This is a genomic window from Bradyrhizobium sp. Y36 (assembly GCF_002531575.1).
Classification (GTDB): Bacteria; Pseudomonadota; Alphaproteobacteria; order Rhizobiales; family Xanthobacteraceae; genus Bradyrhizobium.
Genome location: NZ_NWTI01000031.1, coordinates 1 through 24,645, shown reverse-complemented (window position 1 = coordinate 24,645; position 24,645 = coordinate 1). Strand labels below are relative to the sequence as shown.

21 protein-coding genes and 1 pseudogene are annotated in these 24,645 nt (G+C 64.3%); 13 read left to right on the top strand and 9 right to left on the bottom strand.

Translation table 11 applies throughout. From position 1 onward, the window contains the following. Window positions 1-180 precede the first annotated feature (180 nt). A complete protein-coding gene (locus CO669_RS32760) occupies window positions 181-987 on the top strand; it encodes an N-acyl homoserine lactonase family protein (protein ID WP_198964382.1) in 807 nt (268 codons plus the stop codon). A gap of 121 nt (window positions 988-1,108) precedes the next feature. Here the strand turns inward: CO669_RS32760 and CO669_RS32755 are convergent, their stop codons facing one another. Continuing rightward, entirely contained in the window at window positions 1,109-1,651 is a 543-nt protein-coding gene (locus CO669_RS32755; RefSeq protein ID WP_097666532.1) for a MarR family winged helix-turn-helix transcriptional regulator, read from the bottom strand. A gap of 108 nt (window positions 1,652-1,759) precedes the next feature. On the opposite strand from CO669_RS32755, the gene CO669_RS32750 reads away from it, so the two are divergent. The 5 genes from CO669_RS32750 (at window position 1,760) to fahA (ending at window position 7,446) form a co-directional block, all read left to right on the top strand. Further along, the gene (locus CO669_RS32750; RefSeq protein WP_097666455.1) at window positions 1,760-3,388 is read left to right on the top strand and encodes an FAD-dependent oxidoreductase; all 1,629 of its coding nucleotides are present in this window, start codon (window positions 1,760-1,762) and stop codon (window positions 3,386-3,388) included. 22 nt (window positions 3,389-3,410) lie between these two features. Then, window positions 3,411-3,635 carry a DUF2783 domain-containing protein gene (locus CO669_RS32745; protein ID WP_097666453.1) on the top strand — a complete coding sequence of 75 codons (225 nt, stop codon included), beginning with the start codon at window positions 3,411-3,413 and terminating at the stop codon, window positions 3,633-3,635. Between the two features lie 24 nt (window positions 3,636-3,659). Continuing rightward, window positions 3,660-4,616, top strand: a complete 957-nt coding sequence (locus CO669_RS32740; RefSeq protein ID WP_097666451.1) for an MBL fold metallo-hydrolase — start codon at window positions 3,660-3,662, stop codon at window positions 4,614-4,616. Between the two features lie 2 nt (window positions 4,617-4,618). Continuing rightward, window positions 4,619-5,965, top strand: a complete 1,347-nt coding sequence (gene hmgA, locus CO669_RS32735; RefSeq protein WP_198964381.1) for a homogentisate 1,2-dioxygenase — start codon at window positions 4,619-4,621, stop codon at window positions 5,963-5,965. 209 nt (window positions 5,966-6,174) lie between these two features. Continuing rightward, complete coding sequence (fahA, locus tag CO669_RS32730; protein ID WP_097666447.1) at window positions 6,175-7,446, top strand: fumarylacetoacetase; 1,272 nt, start codon at window positions 6,175-6,177, stop codon at window positions 7,444-7,446. Window positions 7,447-7,541: 95 nt separating this feature from the next. On the opposite strand, the gene CO669_RS32725 is transcribed toward fahA, so the two are convergent. Both CO669_RS32725 and CO669_RS32720 read right to left on the bottom strand, forming a co-directional pair. Further along, window positions 7,542-7,853, bottom strand: a complete 312-nt coding sequence (locus CO669_RS32725) for a DUF1272 domain-containing protein (protein ID WP_097666445.1) — start codon at window positions 7,851-7,853, stop codon at window positions 7,542-7,544. Between the two features lie 72 nt (window positions 7,854-7,925). Then, window positions 7,926-8,405, bottom strand: coding sequence for an Lrp/AsnC family transcriptional regulator (locus CO669_RS32720; RefSeq protein WP_097666443.1), 480 nt, complete (start codon window positions 8,403-8,405; stop codon window positions 7,926-7,928). Between the two features lie 121 nt (window positions 8,406-8,526). Here CO669_RS32720 and hppD point away from each other — a divergent pair, with 121 nt between their 5' ends. After that, window positions 8,527-9,645 carry a 4-hydroxyphenylpyruvate dioxygenase gene (gene hppD / locus CO669_RS32715; RefSeq protein WP_097666441.1) on the top strand — a complete coding sequence of 373 codons (1,119 nt, stop codon included), beginning with the start codon at window positions 8,527-8,529 and terminating at the stop codon, window positions 9,643-9,645. A 134-nt stretch (window positions 9,646-9,779) separates the two neighbouring features. Here the strand turns inward: hppD and CO669_RS32710 are convergent, their stop codons facing one another. From CO669_RS32710 to CO669_RS32695, 4 genes are all read right to left on the bottom strand, one after another. After that, on the bottom strand, window positions 9,780-10,898 hold the full coding sequence (locus CO669_RS32710) for a CaiB/BaiF CoA transferase family protein (RefSeq protein WP_097666439.1): 1,119 nt from the start codon (window positions 10,896-10,898) through the stop codon (window positions 9,780-9,782). Window positions 10,899-11,179: 281 nt separating this feature from the next. Further along, complete coding sequence (locus CO669_RS32705; protein ID WP_097666437.1) at window positions 11,180-11,980, bottom strand: FAD binding domain-containing protein; 801 nt, start codon at window positions 11,978-11,980, stop codon at window positions 11,180-11,182. Between the two features lie 138 nt (window positions 11,981-12,118). Beyond that, the gene (locus tag CO669_RS32700) at window positions 12,119-14,461 is read right to left on the bottom strand and encodes a xanthine dehydrogenase family protein molybdopterin-binding subunit (RefSeq protein WP_097666435.1); all 2,343 of its coding nucleotides are present in this window, start codon (window positions 14,459-14,461) and stop codon (window positions 12,119-12,121) included. An 85-nt stretch (window positions 14,462-14,546) separates the two neighbouring features. Continuing rightward, window positions 14,547-15,032: a (2Fe-2S)-binding protein gene (locus CO669_RS32695; protein WP_097666433.1), complete on the bottom strand. Its 486-nt coding sequence runs from the start codon at window positions 15,030-15,032 to the stop codon at window positions 14,547-14,549. Between the two features lie 517 nt (window positions 15,033-15,549). Between CO669_RS32695 and CO669_RS32690 the strand changes: the two genes are divergently transcribed. The 5 genes from CO669_RS32690 to CO669_RS32670 all read left to right on the top strand — a co-directional run bounded on the left by CO669_RS32690 (window position 15,550) and on the right by CO669_RS32670 (window position 20,881). Further along, entirely contained in the window at window positions 15,550-15,999 is a 450-nt protein-coding gene (locus CO669_RS32690) for an SRPBCC family protein (protein ID WP_097666530.1), read from the top strand. 272 nt (window positions 16,000-16,271) lie between these two features. Continuing rightward, window positions 16,272-17,963, top strand: a complete 1,692-nt coding sequence (locus CO669_RS32685; RefSeq protein ID WP_198964380.1) for a PQQ-dependent methanol/ethanol family dehydrogenase — start codon at window positions 16,272-16,274, stop codon at window positions 17,961-17,963. 128 nt (window positions 17,964-18,091) lie between these two features. Continuing rightward, a complete protein-coding gene (locus CO669_RS32680; RefSeq protein WP_502694547.1) occupies window positions 18,092-19,282 on the top strand; it encodes a c-type cytochrome in 1,191 nt (396 codons plus the stop codon). Between the two features lie 122 nt (window positions 19,283-19,404). Beyond that, complete coding sequence (locus tag CO669_RS32675) at window positions 19,405-20,091, top strand: response regulator (protein WP_097666428.1); 687 nt, start codon at window positions 19,405-19,407, stop codon at window positions 20,089-20,091. Between the two features lie 100 nt (window positions 20,092-20,191). Then, window positions 20,192-20,881 carry a response regulator gene (locus tag CO669_RS32670; protein WP_097666426.1) on the top strand — a complete coding sequence of 230 codons (690 nt, stop codon included), beginning with the start codon at window positions 20,192-20,194 and terminating at the stop codon, window positions 20,879-20,881. 7 nt (window positions 20,882-20,888) lie between these two features. Here CO669_RS32670 and CO669_RS32665 read toward each other — a convergent pair whose 3' ends face one another. Together CO669_RS32665 and CO669_RS32660 are read right to left on the bottom strand one after the other, a co-directional pair. Then, entirely contained in the window at window positions 20,889-22,247 is a 1,359-nt protein-coding gene (locus CO669_RS32665) for a hybrid sensor histidine kinase/response regulator (RefSeq protein ID WP_097666424.1), read from the bottom strand. Next, window positions 22,244-23,410 carry an FIST N-terminal domain-containing protein gene (locus tag CO669_RS32660; RefSeq protein ID WP_097666422.1) on the bottom strand — a complete coding sequence of 389 codons (1,167 nt, stop codon included), beginning with the start codon at window positions 23,408-23,410 and terminating at the stop codon, window positions 22,244-22,246. Before CO669_RS32660 ends, CO669_RS32665 begins: the two co-directional genes overlap by 4 nt. A 338-nt stretch (window positions 23,411-23,748) precedes the next feature. Here CO669_RS32660 and CO669_RS32655 point away from each other — a divergent pair. Beyond that, window positions 23,749-24,645: pseudogene (locus CO669_RS32655) on the top strand (methyl-accepting chemotaxis protein); the annotation flags it as partial.

Genomic DNA, 24,645 nt, shown 5'->3' with positions numbered 1-24,645 from the left:
GCTCGATCCTGTCGGCAGCACGTTAGGGCAGGCATGGCGAGGAAAATGTGATTGGTCTCACATTGAAGGCCTGCTCGGGGCGCGCCGCGCGGCGTTTGACCTTTGCCGCGGACAATGGCTTGGTGCGCAGGATCGTCCCCAAAAGATCCACTCAGAAAAGCAAAGCCAAAAGCAAGAGCCATGGGAAACGCCTACGAAATCTACGCCCTGCGCTATGCGACGATGTCGCCGCGCACCCCCAGCATGAACTTCCTTCAGCCCGATCCGCATGACAGCGCGGCGCAGGACCTCGACTATTTCGTCTGGCTGATCCGAGGGCACGGCCGCGACATCCTGGTCGATACCGGCTTCAATGCCGAGGAGGCGAGCGCGCGGGCGCGCAAGCTGACGCTCAATCCGGTCGACGCGCTGGAGCGCTTTGGCGTTGCGGCGTCGAGCATTCCCGACGTCATCGTGACGCATCTGCATTACGACCATGCCGGCAATCTCGATCGCTTCCCGAACGCGCGCTTCCATCTCCAGGAACGCGAGATGGCCTATGCGACGGGGCGCTGCATGTGTAACGGCCTGCTGCGACATCCGTTCTCGGTCGAGCACGTCACCCAGATGGTGCGCCATGTCTATGGCGAGCGCGTCAATTTCTATTCGGGCGACGGCGAGGTCGCGCCCGGCGTCACCGTGCATCGTGTCGGTGGCCATTCTGACGGATTGCAGGTGGTCAAGGTCGAGACTGCGCGCGGGCCGGTGGTGCTGGCATCCGATGCCGCACATTACTACGCCAATCTGCAGCGGCGCAGCCCGTTTCCGATCGTCTACAATGTCGGCGACATGGCGGTCGGCTGGGAAACCATCGAGCGCCTCGCCGGCCATCCCGATCGATTCATTCCCGGCCACGATCCTGTTGTGACGGAGATCTATCCGCGTGCCAGCGACAAGGTCGACGCCTGGGCGCTGCACCTGCCGCCGTCGCGGTCGTTTGCGAGATAGCGGCTGGGCCGTCATTCCGGGGCGCGCGTAGCGCGAACCCGGAATCCATCGATCGACGTAACCGGTGGCACGATAGATTCCGGGTTCGCCGCTTTGCGGCACCCCGGAATGACAGCGGAAATCAATACGCCTGCTTGGCGTCCGCTTCCTTGCTGGTCTGGATCAGGTCGAGACTCTCCTCGATCTTGCCGAGCAGCATTGAGAGCTGCTTGCGCTCCTGCGTGGAGAGGCAGGCGAGGATATCATCTTCCCGCCGCAGCAGGCGCGGGAACAGCTCTTCGTAGAGCGCGCGGCCCTTCTTGCTGAGCTGCAGGCGGAATTCGCGGCGGTCGGCCTCGTTCTCGACGCGCTCGATCAGGGCTTCGGTGAGCAGCATGGTCACCGCGCGGCTGATGGTGGATTTGTGCGTGCGGGTGCATTGCGCGATGTACTGCGCGCTGCAGGCGTCGTTGCGGAACCCGAGCGTGGCGATCACGCGCCAGGCCGGAATGTCGAGACCATGCCGATCTTCATATTCGACCGAGAGCGCGGAACTGACCTCGGCTGCGAGCCGGTTGAGGCGGAACGGCACGAACTTGAACAGGTCGAGCCTTGCTTTTAGCCGCGGTGAAGCCTCATCGGCCTCGCGCGTCTTCAGTGCGGTGTCGCTGGATGTCCTTGCCAAGGGGCGCTCCGAATTCCAGTTGACGGCCGGCCGGCTCCGGTCCAAAATGGTTGCACGTGAGACTATCTAGCAGATCAGTGCTCTCCTGACCATAGCCGAGGTTCGTGTATGGCGCAGGCCAAGACACATCAGGTCAACACACACCAAGCCAAAACCCAGTTCGGCTATCGCCGCCATCCCGATCAGGACCGCACCGGCCACGGCACGGCCGAGCATCCGGTCGTGGTTGTCGGCGCCGGCCCGGTCGGTTTGTCGCTGGCGATCGATCTCGCCCAACGCGGCCAGCGCGTCGTCCTTCTGGATGACGCCGACCGCATCGGCGAGGGCTCGCGCGCGATCTGCTTCTCGAAGCGGTCGCTGGAATATTGGGACCGGCTCGGCGTCGGCGACCGCATGGTCGCCAAGGGCGTGGTGTGGAGCGTCGGCCGCATCTTCCACGGCGACTCCCAGCTCTATCAGTTCAACCTCCTGCCCGAGGACGGCCACAAGCGGCCGGCCTTCATCAACCTCCAGCAATATTACGCCGAGGCCTATCTGGTCGATCGCATCCAGGATCTGCCCGAGGTCGACCTGCGCTGGCGTAACAAGGTGACGGCGCTGGAGCAGCGCAACGACGGCGTGGCGCTGACGATCGAGACGCCGGAGGGCGCCTATCGCCTGCATGCGCAGTATGTCATCGCCTGCGACGGCGCACGCTCCTCGCTGCGGCAGATGGTCGGCGCCGAGTTTGCCGGCCAGGTGTTCGAGGACCAGTTCCTGATCGCCGACGTCAAGATGACCGCGGAATTCCCGACCGAGCGCTGGTTCTGGTTCGATCCGCCATTTCATGCCGGCCGCTCCGCGCTGCTGCACCGGCAGCCCGACGACGTCTGGCGCATCGATCTTCAGCTCAATCGCCACGCCGATCCCGTGATCGAGAGGAAGCCGGAGAATGTGCGGCCCCGGATCGCGCGCATGCTCGGTCACGACAAGTTCGAGTTCGAGTGGATCTCGCTCTACAAATTCCAGTGCCGGCGGATGGACCGCTTCATCCATGGCCGCGTGATCTTCGCGGGCGATTCGGCGCATCAGGTCTCGCCGTTCGGGGCACGTGGCGCGAATTCGGGGTTAGAGGACGCGGAAAATCTTTCCTGGAAGCTCGACCGCGTGCTGCGCGGCACCTCACCCGCGAGCCTGCTGGAGAGCTACCACACCGAGCGCAGCATGGCGGCCGACGAGAACATCCGCGAATCCACCCGCTCGACCGACTTCATGGCGCCGAACTCGCACCAGGAAGCGCGGCTGCGCAAGGCCGTGCTGTCGCTCGCCAAGGAGACCGAGTTCGGCAAGCGCATGGTCAATGGCGGGCGGCTGTCGGTGCCGTGCAGCTACGACTCGCCGCTGTCATCGCGCGATGCAGATTCCTGGCGCGGCGGTCCGCCTCCGGGCTGCTCCATGCTCGATGCCCCGATCGCCGAGCCGGCCTACCTGACGGATGCCTTCCGCAAGGGTGGAACGGACTTCACCCTGCTGTCGTTCAGCAATGGCGCCGCGCTCGATCCGCCCGGGGGCGTCAGGAATATTCGGATCGGTGGCAGCGGACTTGCCGATCCCTCGGGCCTCGTCACGAAACGTTATGATGCCGAGCCCGGCACGGCCTACCTGCTCAGGCCCGACGGCTATGTCGCGGCGCGCTTCCGCCATCCGACGCGCGAAGCCGTCGTCGCGGCGCTGTCGCGTGCACAAGGCCTGAACTGAAGGATTCGAATCGAGGTTTCGCATGCCCTTGTCCACCAGCTCCAATTTCGCGCGACCCGACGATGCCTTTCGCGCCATCGTCGAAGCGCATCGTGGCCTCACCGGGGAGCAGAGCGCCGATTTCGACTCGGCGCTGGTGCTGATCCTCGCCAACCATATCGGTGATATCGACGTGCTGCGTGAGGCGATCGGGCTCGCCAAGCGCCGCATGATCGACGGCCAGCAGCAGCAACAGCAACAACAATAACCTCAGGACTCAAAGGACGAATTGATGGCGAAGAACTTCGCATCCACCGGCGATCTCGCGGAGAAGAAGATCACCTTCTCCGAGATCGGCACCGATCTCTATGCCTTCACCGCCGAGGGCGATCCGAACACGGCCGTGATCGTCGGCGACGACGGCTGCCTGGTGTTCGACGCGCAGGCGACGCCCGCGATGGCGAACAAGGTGATCGAGCGCGTGCGCACCGTCACCGACAAGCCGATCAAATATGTCGTGCTGTCGCATTATCACGCCGTGCGCGTGCTGGGCGCCTCGGCCTATCACGCGCAAGGCATCGTCGCCTCGCAGGAGACCTATCGTCTCATCGAGGAGCGCGGCAAGCAGGATTGGGACTCCGAATATGGCCGCTTCCCGCGTCTGTTCCAGGATGCGCAGAGCATTCCGGGCCTGACCTGGCCGACGCTGACCTTCGAGGGCGAGATGTCGATCTATCTCGGCAAGCGCGAGGTGCGCCTGATGCAGCTTGGCGCCGGCCACACCTCCGGCGACATCGTCGCCTGGGTGCCGGATGCGGAAGTGATGTTCTCCGGCGACCTCATCGAATATCACTCGGCCTGCTATTGCGGCGATGCGCACTTACGCGAATGGCCGATGACGCTGACCGAGATCCGCAACTTCAATCCCAAGGCAATCGCGCCGGGCCGCGGCGACGCGCTCAAGGGCACCGCCACGGTGCGCGAGGCCATCGCGATGACGCGCGACTTCGTCACCTCGCTCTATGGCGCCGCCGAAATCTCGGTCGCGAAGGGCCGCAGCTTGAAGGACTCGATGGCGGCGACGCGCGAGGTGATGGATCCGAAGTTCTCCAGCTTCGCCATCTACGAGCACTGCCTGCCGTTCAACGTGTCGCGCGCCTATGACGAGGCGTCGGGCATCGACGATCCCGTGATCTGGACCGACAAGCGCGACCAGGAGATGTGGGCGAACTTGCAAGGAGGAGGATAGTCATGAACATCAACACCTCGCCTGACCAGATCATCCGCAGTTCGGCGCAGGTGACGCCGGGCTACATGTCCGGCTTCGGCAACAGTTTTGAAACCGAGGCGCTGCCGGGTGCGCTGCCGATCGGGCGCAACTCGCCGCAGCGCTGCGCGTACGGGCTTTACGCCGAGCAATTGTCCGGCTCGCCCTTCACCGCGCCGCGCGGCACCAACGAGCGCTCGTGGCTCTATCGCATCCGTCCCTCGGTGAAGCATTCCGGTCGCTTCGAGAAGGTCGATGCCGGGCTGTGGCGTTCGGCGCCATGCCATGAATACGACCTGCCGATCGCGCAGATGCGCTGGGATCCGACGCCGTTGCCGAAGGATGACGTCACCTTCGTTCATGGCGTGCAGACGATGACGACGGCGGGTGACGTCAACACGCAGGCCGGCATGGCCGCGCATGTCTACCTCATCACCAGGTCGATGGTGGATCAGCATTTCTACAATGCGGATGGCGAGCTGATGTTCGTGCTGCAGCAGGGCAATCTGCGTCTCGTCACCGAATTCGGCCGTATCGATGCCGAGCCCGGCGAGATCGTGGTGATCCCGCGCGGCGTCAAGTTCCGCGTCGAAATTCCGAACGGGCCGGCGCGCGGCTATCTCTGCGAGAATTACGGCGGCGCCTTCACGCTGCCGGAGCGCGGTCCGATCGGCGCCAACTGCCTTGCCAACGCGCGCGACTTCCTCACCCCCGTCGCGCATTACGAGGACAAGGACACGCCGAGCGAGCTGTTCGTGAAATGGGGCGGGTCGCTGTTCAAGACGACCTTGCCGCATTCGCCGATCGACGTCGTCGCCTGGCACGGCAATTACGCGCCTTACAAATACGATCTGCGCACCTTCTCGCCGGTCGGCGCGATCGGCTTCGACCATCCCGATCCCTCGATCTTCACGGTGCTGACCTCGCCGTCGGAGACCGCGGGCACCGCGAATATCGACTTCGTCATCTTCCCCGAGCGCTGGATGGTGGCCGACAACACCTTCCGTCCGCCCTGGTACCACATGAACATCATGAGCGAGTTCATGGGCCTGATCTACGGCGTCTACGACGCCAAGCCGCAGGGCTTCGTGCCCGGCGGCATGAGCCTGCACAATTGCATGCTGCCGCACGGTCCCGATCGCGACGCGTTCGAGCATGCCAGCAATGGCGAGTTGAAGCCGGTGAAGCTCACGGGCACCATGGCCTTCATGTTCGAGACCCGCTATCCGCAGCGCGTCACCGCGCATGCGGCGAATGCGCCCACGCTCCAGGACGATTACGCGGATTGCTGGAAAGGTCTGGAGAAGCGGTTCGATCCGAGCAAGCCGTGAGGCCTCTTACCCTCCCCTGGAAGGGGAGGGTCGCTACGCATGCAGCGAAGCGGAATGCGTAGCGGGGTGGGGTGACATCTTTCCGCAGGGAACACTGCCCGTGTTGAGAGATCACCCCACCCCGTCTCATATTTCGCTGCGCTCAATATGAGCCGACCCTCCCCCTCCAGGGGAGGGTGACACCGTCACCGCCGTGCCACGGGAAACCAATGCCCCACCCCAACGACCCCAGCCTCCGCTCCTTCATCGAGGTCGATCCTTCTTCCGACTTCCCGATCCAGAACCTGCCCTATGGCGTGTTCTCGACCCCCGGCAATCCGACGCCTCGCATCGGTGTCGCGATCGGCGAATATGTGCTCGATCTCTGGGAGCTGGAGCAGGATTGTCGGCTCGAGGTCGGTCCGCTCGGCGTGTTCTCGGGAGGCTCGCTCAATCCATTCATGGCGCTGGGGCCGAAGGTGTGGACCAGGACGCGCGCGCGGATCAGCGAATTGTTGCGCCATGATCATCCGGAGCTGCGCGACAACGAGGAGCTGCGCAGCCGCGCGCTGGTGCCGATGCGCGACGCCAGGCTGCACCTGCCGTTCGCCGTCTCCGGCTACACCGATTTCTATTCGTCGAAGGAGCACGCCACCAATGTCGGCGTGATGTTCCGCGGCAAGGACAATGCGCTGCAGCCGAACTGGCTGCACATGCCGATCGCCTATAACGGCCGCGCCTCCACGGTCGTGGTGTCGGGCACGAAGGTGAAGCGCCCGCGCGGACAGCTCAAGCCGCCGAATGTGGAGGTGCCGAGCTTCGGTCCCTGCAAGCGACTCGATTTCGAGCTGGAGATCGGTGTTGTCATCGGTCAGCCCTCGCCGATGGGCGGCATGCTGACGGAGAGCCAGGCCGAGGAGATGATCTTCGGCTTCGTGCTGCTCAACGACTGGAGCGCGCGCGACATCCAGCAATGGGAATATGTGCCGCTCGGGCCGTTCCTCGCCAAGGCCTTTGCGACCTCGATCAGCCCGTGGGTGGTGACGCGCGAGGCGCTGGAGCCGTTCCGGCTGAAGGGACCGGAGCAGGAGCCGGTGCCGCTCGATTATCTCAGGCAGACCAGGCCGCAGAACTATGATGTCGAGCTGGATGTGTCCTTGCGTGCGGCCGGGGCCAACGCGCCTGCGAGCATCAGCCGCACCAGTTTCAAATACATGTATTGGTCGTCAGTGCAGCAGCTGATGCACCACGCCTCCTCCGGCTGCGCCATGAATGTCGGCGATCTCCTCGGCAGCGGCACGATCTCCGGCCCGGAGAAGAATCAGCGCGGCAGCCTGCTCGAGATCAGCTGGAACGGTACCGAGCCGGTCGAGCTCCCCGGTGGCGCCAAGCGTTCGTTCCTGGAAGACGGCGACAGCCTCGTGATGCGCGGCTGGTGCCAGGGCAACGGCTATCGCGTCGGGTTCGGTGAGGTCGAGGGGACGATTCTCGCGGCGGAGTAGGATCACTGTCATTCCAGGGCGATGCGAAGCATCGAACCCGGAATCTCGAGGTTCCGGGTTCGCGCTTTGCGCGCCCCGGAACGACGGCCTCGAACCTACCGCCTCTCCGGCGGCACGTCGCGGACCCGCGCGCAATGCGCTGCGACGTCCTCGACGCTGTATTTCAAATGCACCCGCTTGTCCGACGGCGCCTGCCTGCTCGTGCAGACGCCCGCGCGCCATTCCTGCGTCGGCCGGATCGGGCGCGGCGCAAAACCGCCGCCGCAGTTCGGGCAGACGTTGAAGAGTTTTGTCTCGACGCAGTCCGCGCAGAACGTGCATTCATAGGAGCAGATCCGCGCGTTCGTCGCATCCGGCGGCAGGTCGCAATCGCAATATTCGCAGTTCGGTCGAAGCTGCAGGGCCATGGTTGAATCTCCGGATTGGTTGGGATCATCGCAGACCGCGCGGGGAGCGCGAATGACGTAGTTCCCTCGATTTCAGCCGGGCTTGATTTCCTTCAGCGGCAATCGCGAACTTTCCTTCAGCCTGTCGAGCACGATCGAGGAGCGCACATGCGCCACGCTCTGGTGCGGCATCAGCACGTCGTTGACGAGGTTGGAGAGGCCCTTGAGATCGCGCAGCACCGCCTTCAGCACGTAATCGGCATCACCTGTGAGCGAATAGGCCTCCTGGATCTCGTCGATGCGGTTCACCAGCGCGCGGAAGCGCTTGGAATTATCGGGCGAATGGGTCGCAAGCCCGACCTGGATGAAGGCGATCACGCCGAAGCCCAGCGCCTCGCTGGAGAGATCGGCGTGGTAGCCCGCGATCACCTTGTCCTCCTCCAGCCGCATCCGCCGGCGCGAGCATTGCGAGGCGGACAGCCCGGCGAGGTCGGCGAGCTCCTGGTTGGTGAGGCGGCCGTCGTCCTGGAGCGCACCGAGGATCTTGAGGTCGAAGGCGTCAACCGGAATCATGCGTTATTGGTCCAATCCATGCACAGATCGTGCATACGATAGCGAAAATGCATCCCGTTTGCACGCTCCTTGCGCGTCCCATGAAGGATAGTTCTTCCCAGCAACCTTTCGGGAGAACACCATGGGACCGTTTCCGCACGATGCACCGCCGGCCACTGTCAGCGCCGACAATCCGATGGGCACCGACGGGTTCGAGTTCGTGGAATATGCGCATCCCCATCCGGAGGAGTTGCACGCGCTGTTCAAGCTGATGGGCTATGCCCCTGTCGCGCGCCACAGGACCAAGAACATCACGGTCTATCGCCAGGGCGACATCAACTACCTCGTCAACGAGGAGCCCGGCACCCATGGCTACGAGTTCGTCGCCGCGCACGGCCCCTGTGCGCCGTCGATGGCGTTCCGCGTCGTCGATGCCAAGGCGGCCTATGACCGCGCGATTTCGCTCGGCGCGGAGCCGGCGGATGTCTCGTCCGCCCAGAAGACGCTCGATGTGCCCGCGATCAAGGGCATCGGCGGCAGCCTGCTGTATCTGGTCGATCGCTACGGCGCCAAGGGCTCCGCCTATGATGCGGAGTACGAATGGCTGGGTGCGCGCGATCCCAAGCCGGTCGGGGCCGGCCTGTTCTATCTCGACCATCTCACCCACAACGTCCATCGCGGCCGCATGGATGTCTGGGCGGGCTTCTACGAAAAACTGTTCAACTTCCGCCAGATCCGTTTCTTCGACATCGAGGGCCGCGCCTCCGGCCTGTTCTCGCGCGCGCTGACCAGCCCGGACGGCAAGATCCGGATTCCGATCAACGAGGACGCCGGCGATTCCGGACAGATCGAGGAATATCTGAAGACCTATCGCGGCGAGGGCATCCAGCACATCGCCTGCGGCTGCCGCGACATCTACCGCACCATCGAGGGCCTGCGCGAGGCCGGCCTGCCGTTCATGCCGTTGCCGCCGAACACCTATTTCGAGAAGGTCGACACACGCTTGCCCAGGCACGGCGAGGATCTCGCGCGCCTGCAGAAGAACGGCATCCTGATCGACGGCGAGGGCGTGGTCGAAGGCGGCCAGACCAAGGTGCTGCTGCAGATCTTCTCGGCGAATGCGATCGGCCCGATCTTCTTCGAGTTCATCCAGCGCAAGGGTGACGACGGATTTGGCGAGGGCAATTTCAAGGCCCTGTTCGAATCGATCGAGGAAGATCAGATCCGCCGCGGTGTGCTGAAGGTGGATAACGCGGCGTAGGCGCGTGCATCACGCACACTGCCGTAGGGCGGGCAAAGCGCAGCGTGCCCACGTTCCGTTGCAATCACGAATAGGTGGTGGGCACGGCGCTTCGCGCCTTTGCCCACCCTACGAGATCTCTGCCGGGGTTGGATTTATCGCTTCCACGCAGCCGTCACTGCGCCGATCTCCGCGCCTTCCGGCTCGCGCACGGTCGAGGGCGTGCGCGAGAAGCGCGGGGCGGGTGCGGGCTGCTTGACGCCGTGGCGCTCGATGAAGACTTCGCGCGCGACCATGTGCGGATGCTTTGTCGCCTCCGACATGGTCAGCACCGGCGCGAAACAGATGTCGGTGCCTTCCATGATCTTGCACCAGTCCTCGCGCGTCTTGCTCTTGAACACCGCCTTCAGCTTTTCCTTCAGCGCCGGCCAGGCCTTGGGGTTCATCTGCGCGTCGAAATCGGCATCCGTCAGGCCCGCATGCTCGCGCAGCAGCGCGTAGAATTGCGGCTCGATCGAGCCGATCGAAACGAAGTGCCCGCAGGCGCATTCATAGACGCCGTAGAAATGCGCGCCGCCGTCGAGGAAGTTCTGGTCGCGCCCTTCGGTCCAGCGTCCCAGCGTGGTCATGTCGAAGAAGAACGACATCAGCGATGCCGCGCCGTCGCACATCGCGGCATCGACCACCTGGCCCTTGCCGGACTTCTGCGCTTCCAGCAGCGCTGCGAGCACGCCGACGACGAGGTAGAGCGCGCCGCCGCCGAAATCGCCGACGAGATTGAGCGGCGGCACCGGCGCTTCCTTGGTGCCGATCGCGGCGAGCGCGCCGGTGATGGAGATGTAATTGATGTCGTGGCCGGCGGCGTTGGCGAGCGGGCCTTCCTGGCCCCAGCCGGTCATGCGGCCATAGACGAGCTTCGGATTGCGCGCGAGCACGACGTCCGGCCCGAGGCCGAGCCGCTCCATCACGCCGGGACGAAAGCCTTCGACCAGCGCATCGGCGCTGGCGAGCAGGTCGAGCACCTGCGCGATTGCCGCCTTGTCCTTCAGGTCGAGCTCGATCACCTTGCGGCCGCGGCCCGCCACCGACTTCATGCTCTTCTTCGCGCCGACACGGTCGAGCGTGACGACGTCTGCGCCCATGTCCGCGAGCATCATGCAGGCGAACGGGCCTGGCCCGATGCCGGCGAATTCGACGATGCGGAAGCCCGAGAGCGGGCCGGAGGCGCGGCCGGAGGAGCCTTCTGGTTTTTCTTGGGCTGATTTGTCGAGCACGTTGTTGTTTCCTCGGGGCGCGGACAGGTGCCGGTGATCCGGCAATCATCTCTGACAGTTCTTCGGTGGGGCGAGTTAATCGCCCGATTAACTTTTCTCGCCTTCACGCTGGCGAGGCAAGCGGTTTTCATGCCGCATGGTCAAAATAAAACGGCGCGCACCGAAGTGCGCGCCGCGGAAAATTTGTGTCGAGACGCTGGCGGAGCGCCGCGCTGTCGCGCTTGATTGCTATTTGAGCATGATCTTGTCGGAAAACCGCTTCGCACTTTTCCCGATCATGCTCAGCCCGCAGCCTTCACCGCGCGCTGCGCCATCACCTTGACGAGGTTGGCACGGTACTCCGCCGAGCCGTGGATATCGGCCAGCAGTCCATTCGCCGAAATCGTCACGCCATCGATCGCCGATGGCGACCAGTTCGCCTTCAGCGCGGCCTCGATCGCAGGAACCCGCATCACACCGGATTGCGAGGCGCCGGTGGCGGCGACGCGCACCTCGCCCGACTTGGCCTGCGCGACGAACACGCCGGTCAGCGCAAAGCGCGAGGCCGGATGCCGCATCTTCTCGTAGCCCGCCTTCGCGGGCACCGGGAACGACACGGCGGTGATGATCTCGCCGTCTTCCAGTGCCGTGGTGAACAGGCCCTTGAAGAAGTCATCGGCTACAATCGACCGCTTGTTGGTCTTCACGGTGGCGCCGAGCGCGAGCAGCGCAGCCGGGAAATCCGCGGCGGGATCGTTGTTGGCGATCGAGCCGCCGATCGTGCCACGATAGCGCACGGCGGGATCGCCGAGCACCGAGGTGAGATGGGCGATCGCGGGGATCGCCTTCTTCACATCGGCATTGGTCATGATGTCGTAATAGATCGTGCCCGCCTTGATGGTCAGCGTGTCGCCCGCCAATTCGACGCCCTGCAGCTCCTTGATCTTGCCGAGGTCGATCACGTCGGAGGGGCTGGCGAGGCGCTGCTTCATCACCGGCAGCAGCGTCTGGCCGCCGGCGAGGAACTTGGCTTCGCTGCTCTTGCCGAACAAGCTCACGGCTTCGTCGACGGAGGAGGCGCGATGATAAGTGGTCTGGTACATCTTGGTTGCTCCTGAAATCTTTTCTCTGTCATTCCGGGATGCGCCAAAGGCGCAGACCCGGAATCTCGAGGTTGAATTCGTGGCTCCAGATTCCGGGTTCAACGCTGGGCGTCGCCCCGGAATGACGATGATGAGGTGTTAAGCCGCGTGGATCGTGCGCCACACCCGGTCCGGGGTTGCGGGCATTTCCAGATTGTTCTTGCCGATCGCATCCGTGATCGCGTTGATCACGGCCGCCGATGCGCCGATCGCGCCGGCCTCACCGCAACCCTTGATGCCCAGGGGATTGCCCGGGCACAGCGTCGTGGTGTGGGAGAGGTTGAAGGACGGCACATCGTCGGCGCGCGGCATGGCGTAGTCCATGAACGAGGCCGTGACCGGCTGGCCGTTGGCATCGTAGATGGCGTGCTCGAGCAGCGCCTGCCCGATGCCCTGGACCAGGCCGCCATGGACCTGGCCCTCGACGATCATCGGGTTGATCAGCCGGCCGAAATCGTCGGCCGCGACGAAGTTGACGAAGGAGGTCTTGCCCGTGCCGGGATCGACCTCGAGCTCGCAGATATAGGTGCCGGCCGGGAAGGTGAAGTTGGTCGGATCGTAGAAGGCGCTTTCCTTCAGGCCCGGCTCCATTCCGTCAGGCAGATTGTGCGCGGTATAGGCCGCGAGCGCGACCATCGGCAGGGCGATCGCCTTGTCGGTCCCGGTCACCTTGAACTCGCCGTTCTCGATGACGATGTCGGCCTCGGAAGCTTCCAGCGCATGCGCTGCAATCTTCTTGGCCTTCGATTCCATCTTCTCCATCGCCTTCAGGATCGCGGTGAGGCCGACGGCCGCCGAGCGCGAGCCGTAGGTGCCCATGCCGAACTGCACCTTGTCGGTGTCGCCATGGACGATCGAGACCTGGCTGATGGGAACGCCGAGACGCTCGGCGACGAGCTGGCAGAACGTGGTTTCGTGGCCCTGGCCGTGGCTATGCGAGCCCGTGAGGATCTCGATGGTGCCGACCGGGTTGACGCGCACCTCGGCCGATTCCCACAGGCCGACGCCGGCACCCAGGCTGCCGACCGCCTTGGACGGGGCGATGCCGCAGGCCTCGATGTAGCAGGACACGCCGATTCCGCGCAGCTTGCCGTCGGCTTTCGCCTTGGCTTTGCGTCCGGCAAAGCCGGCATAGTCGATCGCCTTCATCGCCGCGTCGAGCGAGGCGTTAAAGTCGCCGGTGTCATAGGCCATGATCACGGGCGTCTGGTGCGGGAACTGGGTGATGAAGTTGGTCCGGCGCAGCTGGGCCGGATCGACCTTGAGCTGCCGCGCCGCCGTCTCCATCAGACGTTCGATGAGATAGCTCGCCTCGGGGCGGCCCGCGCCGCGATAGGCGTCGACCGGCGTGGTGTTGGTGTAGACGCCGACCACCTCGGCGTGGATCGCCGGGATGTTGTACTGGCCCGACAGCAGCGTCGCGTAGAGATAGGTCGGCACCGACGACGAGAACAGCGACATATAGGCGCCGAAATTGGCGTAGGTCTTCACCTTGAGGCCGGTGATCTTGTTGTTGGCGTCGAACGCCATCTCGGCATGCGTGACATGGTCGCGGCCATGCGCGTCGGTGAGGAAGGCCTCGGTGCGGTCGCCGGTCCATTTCACGGGACGACCGACCTTCTTGGAGGCCCACAGCGCCACCATCTCTTCGGGATAGATGAAGATCTTGGAGCCGAAGCCGCCACCGACGTCGGGGGCGATCACGCGCAGCTTGTGCTCGGGCGCGATGTTGTAGAACGCCGACAGCACGAGGCGGGCGACGTGCGGGTTCTGCGAGGTGGTGTAGAGCGTGAAATGCTCCTCCGCCGCGTCGTAGTCGGCGATCGCCGCGCGCGGCTCCATCGCATTCGGCGCCAGGCGGTTGTTGGTGACGTCGAGCTTGACGACGTTAGCGGCCTTGGCGAAGGCGGCATCAGTGGCGCCCTCGTCGCCGATCACCCAGTCATAGACCTGGTTGCCGGGCGCTTCGGGATGCAGCTGCGGCGCGCCTGACTTGATCGCGGCGTGGACGTCGGCGACCGCGGGAAGCTCTTCGTAATTGACGACGACCGCTTCTGCGGCGTCGCGCGCCAGATTCTTGCTCTCGGCGATCACGACCGCGACGGCCTGGCCGACGAAGCGCACCGTCTCCGGCGCCATTGCCGGCCATGCGCCCATCTTCATCGGGCTGCCGTCCTTGGACGTGATGGCCCAGCCGCAAATGAGGTTGCCGACCTTGTCGTCGACGATCTGCTGGCCCGTGAGCACCGCGACGACACCCGGCATCTTCAGCGCGGCGGAGGAGTCGATCCCCTTGACCTTGGCGTGGGCGTGGGGGCTGCGGACGAAATGGGCATGGGTCATGCCCGTCAGCTTGATATCGTCGACGTAACGGCCCTTGCCGGTAATGAAACGCTTGTCTTCCTTACGCACGACGCGTGCGCCGATGCCTTCAACACCCATGTCTGGTCCTCCCGACCGGAAATTTTATGGCTGCGCTTTCCTTCGAGAGCGGCAGCGGTGATTTGTTCTATCGAGGCGCGCCGCTTTACTCGGCCGCCTGCGAGACCTTCATGCGCCCGGCCGCATCCAGCACGGCTTTGACGATGTTGTGGTAGCCGGTGCAGCGGCAGATATTGCCTTCCAGCTCGGCGCGGACGGTCGTCTCGTCGAGCTGACCACCATGGCGATGCACGATGTCGATCGCCGACATGATCATGCCCGGCGTGCAATAGCCGCACTGAAGGCCGTGATTGTCGCGGAAGGCGGCCTGCATCGGGTGCAGCTCGTCGCCCTTGGCGATGCCCTCGATGGTGGTGATGCTGGCGCCGTCGGCCTGGCCCGCCAGCATGGTGCAGGATTTCACCGCGCGGCCGTCCATGTGCACGACACAGGCGCCGCACTGGCTGGTGTCGCAGCCGACATGGGTCCCGGTGAGATTGAGGTGTTCGCGCAGCAACTGGACCAGCAGCGTGCGGTCCTCGACCTCGACAGCAACGGCCTTGCCGTTCACCGTCAGTTTGACTGTAGACACGTGACGTCCTCCCAAAGTGATTTTGATTGGTTCTAATTAGAGACAGCGCAACGAAACTTTGCAACTGGCATTTTGGTGACCTCGCGTCATGGAAAGGTCATCGGGGCGGCCGTCACGGCGCGCGAATCGATCATGATGCTCCGGCCCGTCGCCAACATCTGGCGCGGCTGTCGGGCAAATCTGGAAAGTCCGGCATATCGTCCGCAGCGAACGTCGCATCGTCGCTGCCGCGCAGCGCCGCATTGGCTCGCGGGTTCAGCCCTGTCGCACGTCGTTCTCCCCTTGATGTCTCGTTCGTTGGCGCGAATTGGAGCACGTGCCTGCGGCTTTGTAACCGCGATCTTGGTAGTATGAAAAAGGAAGCTAAGCCTTTGATTTCGTTGTGGTCGCGTGCCGACATCCTCGCTCGCGGGCGCCGCGCGCGCGAGACTTCGGCCCGTCTCCTACTTCCTGGCGATTGATCGACGGCGCATGCCGCCCTATCCGCGCTGAACAAACACAACGGAGGGTGGAAGCGATGCAGATGAACGACAGCCAGCGCATTCCGGCGTCGAAAGCCAAGGTATGGGCCGCGCTCAACGATCCCGAGATTCTCAGGCGCTGCATTCCCGGCTGCCAATCGCTCGAGATGGCCTCGCCGACGGAGATGACGGCGACGGTGGTGCTGAAGGTCGGTCCGGTGAAGGCGACGTTCAGCGGCAAGGTGACGCTGGCCGATATCGATGCGCCGAACGGCTACCGCATCATCGGCGAAGGCGCCGGCGGCGTCGCGGGCTTTGCCAAGGGCGGCGCGAAGGTCAGGCTGGAAGAGGAATCGCCCGATGTCACCATCCTGCACTACGAGGCCGACGCGCAGATCGGCGGCAAGCTCGCACAGCTCGGCGCGCGCCTGATCGACTCGACGTCGCGAAAACTCGCCACGAGCTTCTTCGACAACTTCGCGGCCGTGGTAGCGCCATCATCGTGATCGTGTCGCGGTGTCGCCGGAATCCGAATGCGCATTTCGAGCTGTAAAACAAGGCCAAGACGCGAGGCGGCACAACGACATGAGCGGCGAAAGCCGCCAATGATTTGCACTACTACCTTCCGCCTATACTAAGCGCGAAACGGCGATGCTGTAATTTCGAACGATGGCTCGCAGACGAACTGCGCATCACGGCGCAACGCGCTCCGACGCCCAACGTGGCGTGCACAACAACATCGTGGAGGGAATACATGACCTTTGGAACGAAGGGATTCTTGGCTGGCATTTCGATGATTGCGATGCTCGCCGCCGTCACGTCGGGCGTTCGCGCCAACGACTCGCTGATCAAGGCGCAATCCGACCAGAACCAGTGGGCCGTCGCCGGCCACGACTACGGCAATACGCGCTACAGCCCGCTGAAGCAGATCAACACCGAGAACGCCGGCAAGCTGACGCTCGCCTACTCGTTCTCGCTGGCCTCGCTGCGCTCGAACGAATCCTCGCCGATCGTCGTCGGCAACACGCTGTACGTGTCGAGCTCCTGGGGACCGAAATACGTCTACGCGCTCGATGCCGCGACCGGTGTCCGCAAGTGGACCTGGGAGCCCGAGATTCCCGAGGACGTGCTGCAATATGCCTGCTGCGACGTGAACAATCGCGGCGTCTCCTATGCGGATGGAAAGATCTTCGTCGGCCGTCTCGACGGCAAGCTGACGGCGCTCGATGCCGCGACCGGCAAGTCGCTCTGGACGACCAAGGTCGTCGACTACAAGCAGGGCTCGGTCATCACCTCGCCTCCGCTGGTCGTGCGCGACAAGGTCATCACCGGCTTCGGCGGCGGCGAGTACGGCGTGCGCGGCTCGCTTCAGGCCTTCGACATCAACACCGGCAAGCAATTGTGGCAGACCTTCACCGTTCCGAGTCCGGACGAGCCCGGCGGCGACACCTGGAAGGGCGATTCTGCCCAGCATGGCGGCGGTGCGGCCTGGCTGGTCGGCTCCTACGATCCCAAGACCGATACCGTCTATTGGGGCACCAGCAATCCCGGTCCGTGGAACACCGGCGTGCGTTCGACCGGCGACGGCAATTTCGGCAAGCTGACCAATCTCTACACGGCGTCGACCCTCGCGCTCGATCCCAACACCGGCAAGATCAAATGGCACATCCAGACCACGCCGGCCGATGCCTGGGATTATGACGGCGTCAACGAGGCCGTGCTCGCGGACCTGAAGATCGGCGGCAGCACCGTGCCGACGCTGATGAAGGCGGATCGCAACGGCTACTTCTTCGTCGCCAACCGCGAGACCGGCAAGGTGCTCTCGGCGGAGAAATACGTCTTCTCGAACTGGGCGAAGAAGTGGGACGTCAACACGATGCGCGCGGAAGAGGATCCGGACAAGCGTCCGGGACCGAACCATCCCGCCAAGGACATCTGCCCGAACCTGATCGGCGGCAAGAACTGGCAGCCGATGTCGTTCAACCCGCAGACCGGCCTCGTCTACATCCCTTCGAATAACGTCTGCATGGACTGGTCGGTCTCCGACATCGCCTACAAGCGCGGCGTGTTCTATCTCGGCGCCGAGTTCCCGACCAAGGAAGGCCCCGGCGGCTTCCTCGGCGAGCTCGTGGCCTGGGATCCGGTGGCGCAGAAGAAGGTCTGGTCGATCAAGGAAGACCTGCCGTTCAACGGCGGCACGCTGACCACCGGTGGTGGCCTCGTGTTCGCCGGCAACATCCACGGCGACTTCCGCGCCATCGATGCGAAGTCAGGCAAGGTGCTCTGGAGCAAGAATCTCGGCTCCGGCATCGGCGCAGGCCCGGTGACCTACAGTGTCGACGGCAAGCAATACGTCGCCATCGTCGTCGGCCGCACGGCAGCATTGCCCGCGTTCCTGGGCGAGGTTGGAAAGAAGATGACGGCCGCAGCCCCCGAGGGCGGCTCGCTCTTCGTGTTCTCCGTCCAGTGACAACTCGCGCGCGTATCCCGAAGGAGACGGGATACGCGCGTGCTTTCTCGACATCGCGCGGCGGCGGCACCAGCCAGATCCTGGGCCGCAACGCCTGGTCCAACCATTCCCAAATGCCGGAGATGAGGATGCGTCCGATCAATCCAGGTAACGGCAAGCGCCGACATCGCACCATCGCGGGACGACTCGCATGGCTCGCCGCGTCCGCGGTGATCGCGTCGGTCGCAGCCGTCCATGCCGACGAGACCAAGCCGTTCCGCCTGTGCGCCGATCCGACCAACCTGCCATTCTCGAGCGATGATCCGTCGCAGCCGGGCTTCTATGTCGAGATCGGTCAGGCGCTGGCGCAGGCGCTCGGCCAGCCCATCACCTACGACTGGTACAAATCCTATTTCGGCAAACGGACCGTGCGGGTCACGCTGCTCGGCAAGCAATGCGACGCCATGATCGGCTTGCCGCGCTCGGAGGATTTCATGGGGCCGGCCGTGATCTTCTCCAGCACGTTTGCAAAGGAGGGTTATGCCCTGGTTGCGGCGAGGGGGCAGGCGATCGGCAGCGTGGACGATCTCAGGAGCAAGCGCGTCGCCGTCCAGTACGCCTCGACGCCGCAAAATCTTCTGGCGACCCGTGACGACATCCAGAAGGTGACGGTGCTGTCGCCCGAGGAAGCGATGCAGGCGCTCGACCAGGGCAGGGCGGACATCGCCTTCATCTGGGGGCCGGTCGCCGGCTGGCTAAACATGACCGCCTACGGCGATCGCTATCAGATCCGGCTGACCGAAGGTGAGGGCCTGTCATGGGATGCCGCGATCGGCTTCGCAAAGGGATCGAGCGAGCTGCGCAATCGGGTCGATGCGATCCTGCCGACGCTTCAGCGCACGATCGCCGATCTTGCGGTGAAATACGGCTTGCCGGCCGGACAACCGGTCCGCTTCGGCGCTGCCGAAGCCGTGCCGGCGGGAACCGCGACCGGGACCGGTCCTGGGCCGGGCGTGGCGCAAGTCGCAAATGTGGTGGCGACCGAGACCAAGGGCGATGCGGCTGCGCCGAATGCGGAAGTTGCCGGTGCGGGCAAGGAGATCTTCAACGGAACCTGCGCGCATTGCCACGGCCCCGACGCCATCCAGAGCGAACGGAAGATCGACCTGCGGCTCTTGCGGCACCGCTATGGCGACGACATGCGCGCCACGTTCTGGCGGACCGTGCATGAGGGGCGTCCCGCCAAGGGCATGCCGGCATGGAAGGAGGTCTTCACCGACAACCAGTTCGACAGCATCTATTCCTTCCTGCTGTCGGTTCAGGTCGAATCGAACGACTGAACGGCCTTGACCGGACGGGGTCGGGAAGATGTGGTAGAGTCCATCCTGCATCCTTCCGACGCCGAACCGGCCAGGAGGGATGCGCTGCTGCCGCTGCTGCGGTGGATCTTTTGGAAGGCGCCATGGCCAGCTTCCTGATCATCGACGATCATCCGCTGTTTCGCGAAGCCCTGGGCAATGCGGTGCGGCTGGCCCTGCCGGAGGCCCGTATCCTGGAGGCGATGTCGATCGAGGACGCACTGGAAATCCTGTCGGCCGAGCAGGGGATCGACCTCGCGCTGCTCGATCTGTCGCTGCCGGATGCGACCGGCTTCTCCGGCTTCCTCCGCTTGCGCGAGACATATCCACGTCTGCCGGTCGCCATCGTGTCGAGCGAGGAGGACCAGCACGTGGTCCGCGAGGCGCTGGCGCTCGGCGCGGCTGGCTATCTGCCGAAATCGACGTCGAAGCGCGAGCTGGCGCAGTCGATCGAGGGCGTGCTGTCCGGATCGGTGTCGGTGCCGCGAGATTTCGTGGCAACGCCGCAGCGGCGGAAAGCCGAGACCAGCAAGGCCCTCGAGGTCAAGCTCCGCGAGCTCACGCCGCAGCAGCTCAGGGTTCTGGACCTGCTGCGCCGCGGCTATCCGAACCGGCAGATCGCGCAGGAGCTGCAGCTCGCCGAATCCACGATCAAGGCGCACATCACCGAGATCCTGCGCAAGCTCGGGCTGTTCAGCCGAAACAAGGCGATCATCGAGATCGGCAAGATGGACCTGCCCGATCCCAGGAACCGGCCCTATGCGCGGGTCGACCGCGGGAGACCGCAATGATCGGCGCCGCCATTGTTGACCTCGATCAAGCCGGTACGCGCCGGCTGAGACATGCTCGGGCAAGCTCGAAATCCGGCAACGAATTGGAAATGGCTGACGCGTGACGCGATTTCTGATTGTCGAAGACCATCCATTGTTCCGCGAGGCGCTCGAAGGCGCGCTGCAAATGGTGGCGCCCGCGGCCGAGATCCTGCAGGCGATTTCGGTCGACGGCGCGCTCGAGCAGCTGTCCGCGGGCGCCGAACTCGACCTGCTTCTGCTCGATCTGTCGATGCCGGGCACGACCGGCCTTTCGGGCATCGTTCGCATCCGCAAGGCGTTTCCGAAGGTCCCGGTCGTCATCGTGTCGGGGCATCAGGATTCCAGGATCATCTCGAGCGCCTTGTCGCTCGGTGTGGCCGGCTACATCTTCAAATCCTCGTCCAAGCAGGAGCTCGCCCGGTCGATCGGCGAGGCGCTGCAGGGGATCGTCTGTCTTCCCAATGCCTATCGCGCACCCCGGCCGCAGCGCGCTCCGAGTCCTGCCCATGATCTGCTGAAGCGGCTGCATGATCTGACGCCGCAGCAATTGCGTGTCCTCGACATGCTCAAGCGCGGCCTCCAGAACAAGCAGATCGCCTATGAGCTGAAGATTTCCGAAACGACGGTGAAGGTCCATGTCTCCGACATCCTGCGCAAGCTGAACGTCGTCAGCCGCACCAAGGCGATCGTCGAGATGTCGAAGATCGATTTTGCGACGCTGGCAAGCGACGAGAGCCGGGCGAAGCACGATCGCGCACAGTCGGAATAGATGGCCGTCACGTCAGCAGGAACGAGAGCAGTGCGCGCATCTCGGCGGGCTTGATCGGCTTCTTCAGCACTTCGAGGCCGGAGAGGCTCGCCTGCTTGGCGGCCTGCTCGGAGTAGTCGGCGGTGATGATCATCGCGGGCACGTCGAGCTTCAGATGCTGCCGGATGTCGGCAATCGCCGACAATCCGCTCTCGCCGTGATCGAGATGAAGATCGGCGATGACGGCATCGGGCGCGCCGCCGAGCTCGCTCAGACGCAGCAGCGCGTCCGCGGCCGATGGCGTGGTCGCGACGTCGCAGCCCCACCCTTCCAGCAGGGCGGCCATGGCCTCGGAGCCTGACGGATCGTTCTCGACCAGCAGGATCTTGGCGCCTTCGAGGCCGCCATATCGACGTTCGCTGAGCTTGGTCTCGTGCACCTCGTCGCTGACTTCGGCGGGATCGGCCGGTTCGAGCGCCAGGATGAAGGTCGATCCCTTGCCGACCTGCGACGACAATTGCACCTCATGACCGAGCACCGTCGCGAAGCGGCGAACGATGGAGAGACCGAGCCCGAACCCGGCCTGGTCGGTCGCGCTGGCCTCACCGCGCTGGAATTCGCGAAAGATCGCCTCTTGCTGCGCCTGCGCAATTCCTGGTCCGGTATCGGAAACCTGGACGCAGATTCGGTCGTTGCGGCGCCTGCATCCCATCACGACGCCGCCGCTGCGGGTGTAGCGGATGGCATTGGCGAGCAGATTTTGCAGGATGCGCCGGAGCATCATCGCGTCCGACGAAACGGCGAGCGGCGACGTGCGGATACGCAAGGACAGGCCCTGCCGCGCCGCAATCGGCGCGAATTCGTTGCGAAGCTGCTCGAACAGCGGCGCCAGTGCCAACGGACGCACGTCGGGCCTGAGCGCGCCGGCGTCGAGCTTGGCGATCTCCAGCAACGACCGCAGCAGATCCTCCAGCGTCACCAGCGAGCGATCGACCTGGTCGACCAGCAGGCCCGACTCCTGCGTTTCCATCATCTCGGCCAGCGCCGAGAGCGTCAGCCGCGCCGCGTTCAGCGGCTGTAGCAGGTCGTGGGTGACGGAGATCAGAACGGACGATTTGAGCGAGCTTGCCGCCTCGGCCTGCTGCTTGGCGCGATAAAGACCCTCATTGGCGCGTTCGATCGAATGCAGGGCTTCGCGCAGCTGGGTGGTCCGGTCCCGGACCTGGCGGTCGAGCGCGATGGCGGTCTCGAACAGCGAGAAGGCGTTGAGCTGCTGGTCCATCGAGCGCTCGACGCGGGACATCAGCGCGGCATTGATCTTCTTCAGCTTCGCGGTTTCCCGCTGCAGCTGCGCGACCGTGTCGGGGTCCTGCCACAGCTCGGTCACGACGGGCGCCTGCCGATCGCGACGCCCGTGAAGGTCTGGTTCACATGCATCGAGCCGAACTGCTCGCCATAGGTATGAAAGCCGACCACGCGATTCTGCCGGTAGAGCTCGGACATGTCGCGGGCGAGCTGGTGCTGCTCGGCGTCGAGCCGGCGCAGCAGGCACTCGAAACCGATATAGAGCGAGACGTCGCCGATCTGCTCGCGCGTCTCCGCGAAGGCCGCGCGCGTCGTGCCGACGAGGCTGCGCGATGTGGCCGCCGTCAGCACCATGCCTTCGTCGATGGCGCAAAAGAAGTGCAGCGACCCGTCCGGTTCGACGCGCTGGATCGAGCGGGCATAATAGGAGCCGCCGACGCGGACCAGAACGGGATGCGAGGCGAAGGAGAACGGATCGAGCTTGGCATCCATGATCCCGACGACGCGGGAATACTCCTGGGCGGCAGGCTCGGCGTTCAGCTCCCTGACGGTGCGATTCTCGACGTCGGCCTCGGTGACCACCATCTTCTGGGGCCGCGGTTCGAAATTGTCACATTTGAAAACCCGGAACGGTAGCGACGTGCTCAGGAGGATGAGGAGAGCGGCGTTGGTGTGCGCCTTGCCGTCGAGGAACACCCAGGTCCGCTCGAACCGCATGCCGTCGCCCGCCGAGCCGCCGACGATGGGGATGTCGTCCAGCGAGGCATAGAGCGCGGACATCACCGCTTCTTCCCGGCGGCACAGACCGTCGATCAGGACCAGGCCAAACGGATTTCTGCGCTCGACCTGGGAGGACCCCCGCAGCAATTCCTGCCGGGCCTCGGCGCTGATCCTGCGGCCGTCCTCGACGTGAAAGCTGTCGAGATTGAGAATCGGGCGTACCACGGCCGAGAAATCGGCGCTGCTGAAGGCGAGCGCGACGACGCTGTTCTCGTCCCAGCCGTCGGGAGCCAGCTCGCCGGCCGTGGTGCAACCGCAGACCGGGATCCCGTCGAATTGGCGGCTGATCCCGGCGATGAACTGGTGGGGATCGTAGCTCGGGGAGACGAAGAGCAGAACGAGCGCCAGCTCGTCGGACGGAAGCTGAGCGGCGAGGTCGGCAACGGCTTGCTCGGCGCCCGCAGCCTTCGACTTCGCGACGGCAACGCCAGACGCACCGCCAAACCGAAAGTCGGTTTGCCCCACTCCGTTTCTCCCCTCAAAGGCCCGTTCGGTCTCATGCCGCGTGCCTGACAAGTGTCCAGAGAATATGGTCTTTTTTGTCTGGTCGCAACACGGCGGCCAGTTCCGCGGAACGTGTGCTCCGTGGCAGGTGACGGCGGGTTGGAGGAATTTACCGCCCCTTGACGTTTCTGCCCTAATTTTCATCGCCGGTCGGGGAAGGGCTGCTCCCGGGCCGTGCTGCACGTGCAAGAACTGATCTATTGGGGGTGGGAATGTCCGGGCGTATCGCGTCGCCGTCTAAGCGCACAATATTTCCGACCCTGAGATTCCGCGCCAAGATCATCCTTGGATTCGCTGCCGTGCTGGTGATCTCCGCCGGCAGCATGGCCTTCTCCTATTTCGGCTTCGAGCGGGTCTCGGCCGGGGTCGGCTCCTACCGCAGCAGCGTTTCGGAGGCCGATCTCGCCCGCAACATCGATCGCGAGCTGCTCGCCTACCGTTCGGCCGTCAAATATTTCGTCGTCACCGGCAAGGAAGATGACGCCAAGGCGGCGCTTGATACCGAGGCCAGCCTGAAGAACGCCATCGACCAGGCCGTCAAGAGCGCCAAGAGCCCGGCGCGGAAGGAGAGCCTCGACAAGCTCGCCAAGGAGTTCTCGAATTTCTCCGCCACCTTCGCCAAGGTTCTCCAGGCCAAGCGTGACAGCACGCTGCTGGTGCAGAACCAGCTGCAGCGCCAGGCCAATCTCCTGAAGTACAAGCTCGACGACGTCGGCAACAACGCGTCCGATTCCGAGGCGCAGGCGATCGAGTTCGGCACCAAGCAGGTCAACGCCCAGTTCCAGACCGCGAGCGCCGCGGCCACCAATTTCGTGCTGACGTCCGACCAGGCGATCGCAACCAGCGCGCTGGCCCGCCTGAAATTCGTCGAGAACTCGCTCGGCGCGGTCTATTCCATGGACGAGAAGATCGTTGCCGGCCTGAAGGATGCCAAGACCATCCTCGGCGCCTACCGCGAAGCGCTGGAGAAGCTGATCGCCAACGCCAAGCTGGTCGACGAGCTCGTCACCGAGATGAGCGGCTCGGCCGGTGCGATCCTGCAAGGCGCGACCGCCATGAAGGCGGACCTCGTCGCCGAGCAGCAGCGGCTGGATTTGGAATCCGAAGCCACGATCGGGAAGACCGAGCAACTGGTTCTGATGCTGGCCATCGGCGGTACGCTGCTGGGTGCGGTTCTCGCCTTCCTGCTTGGCACG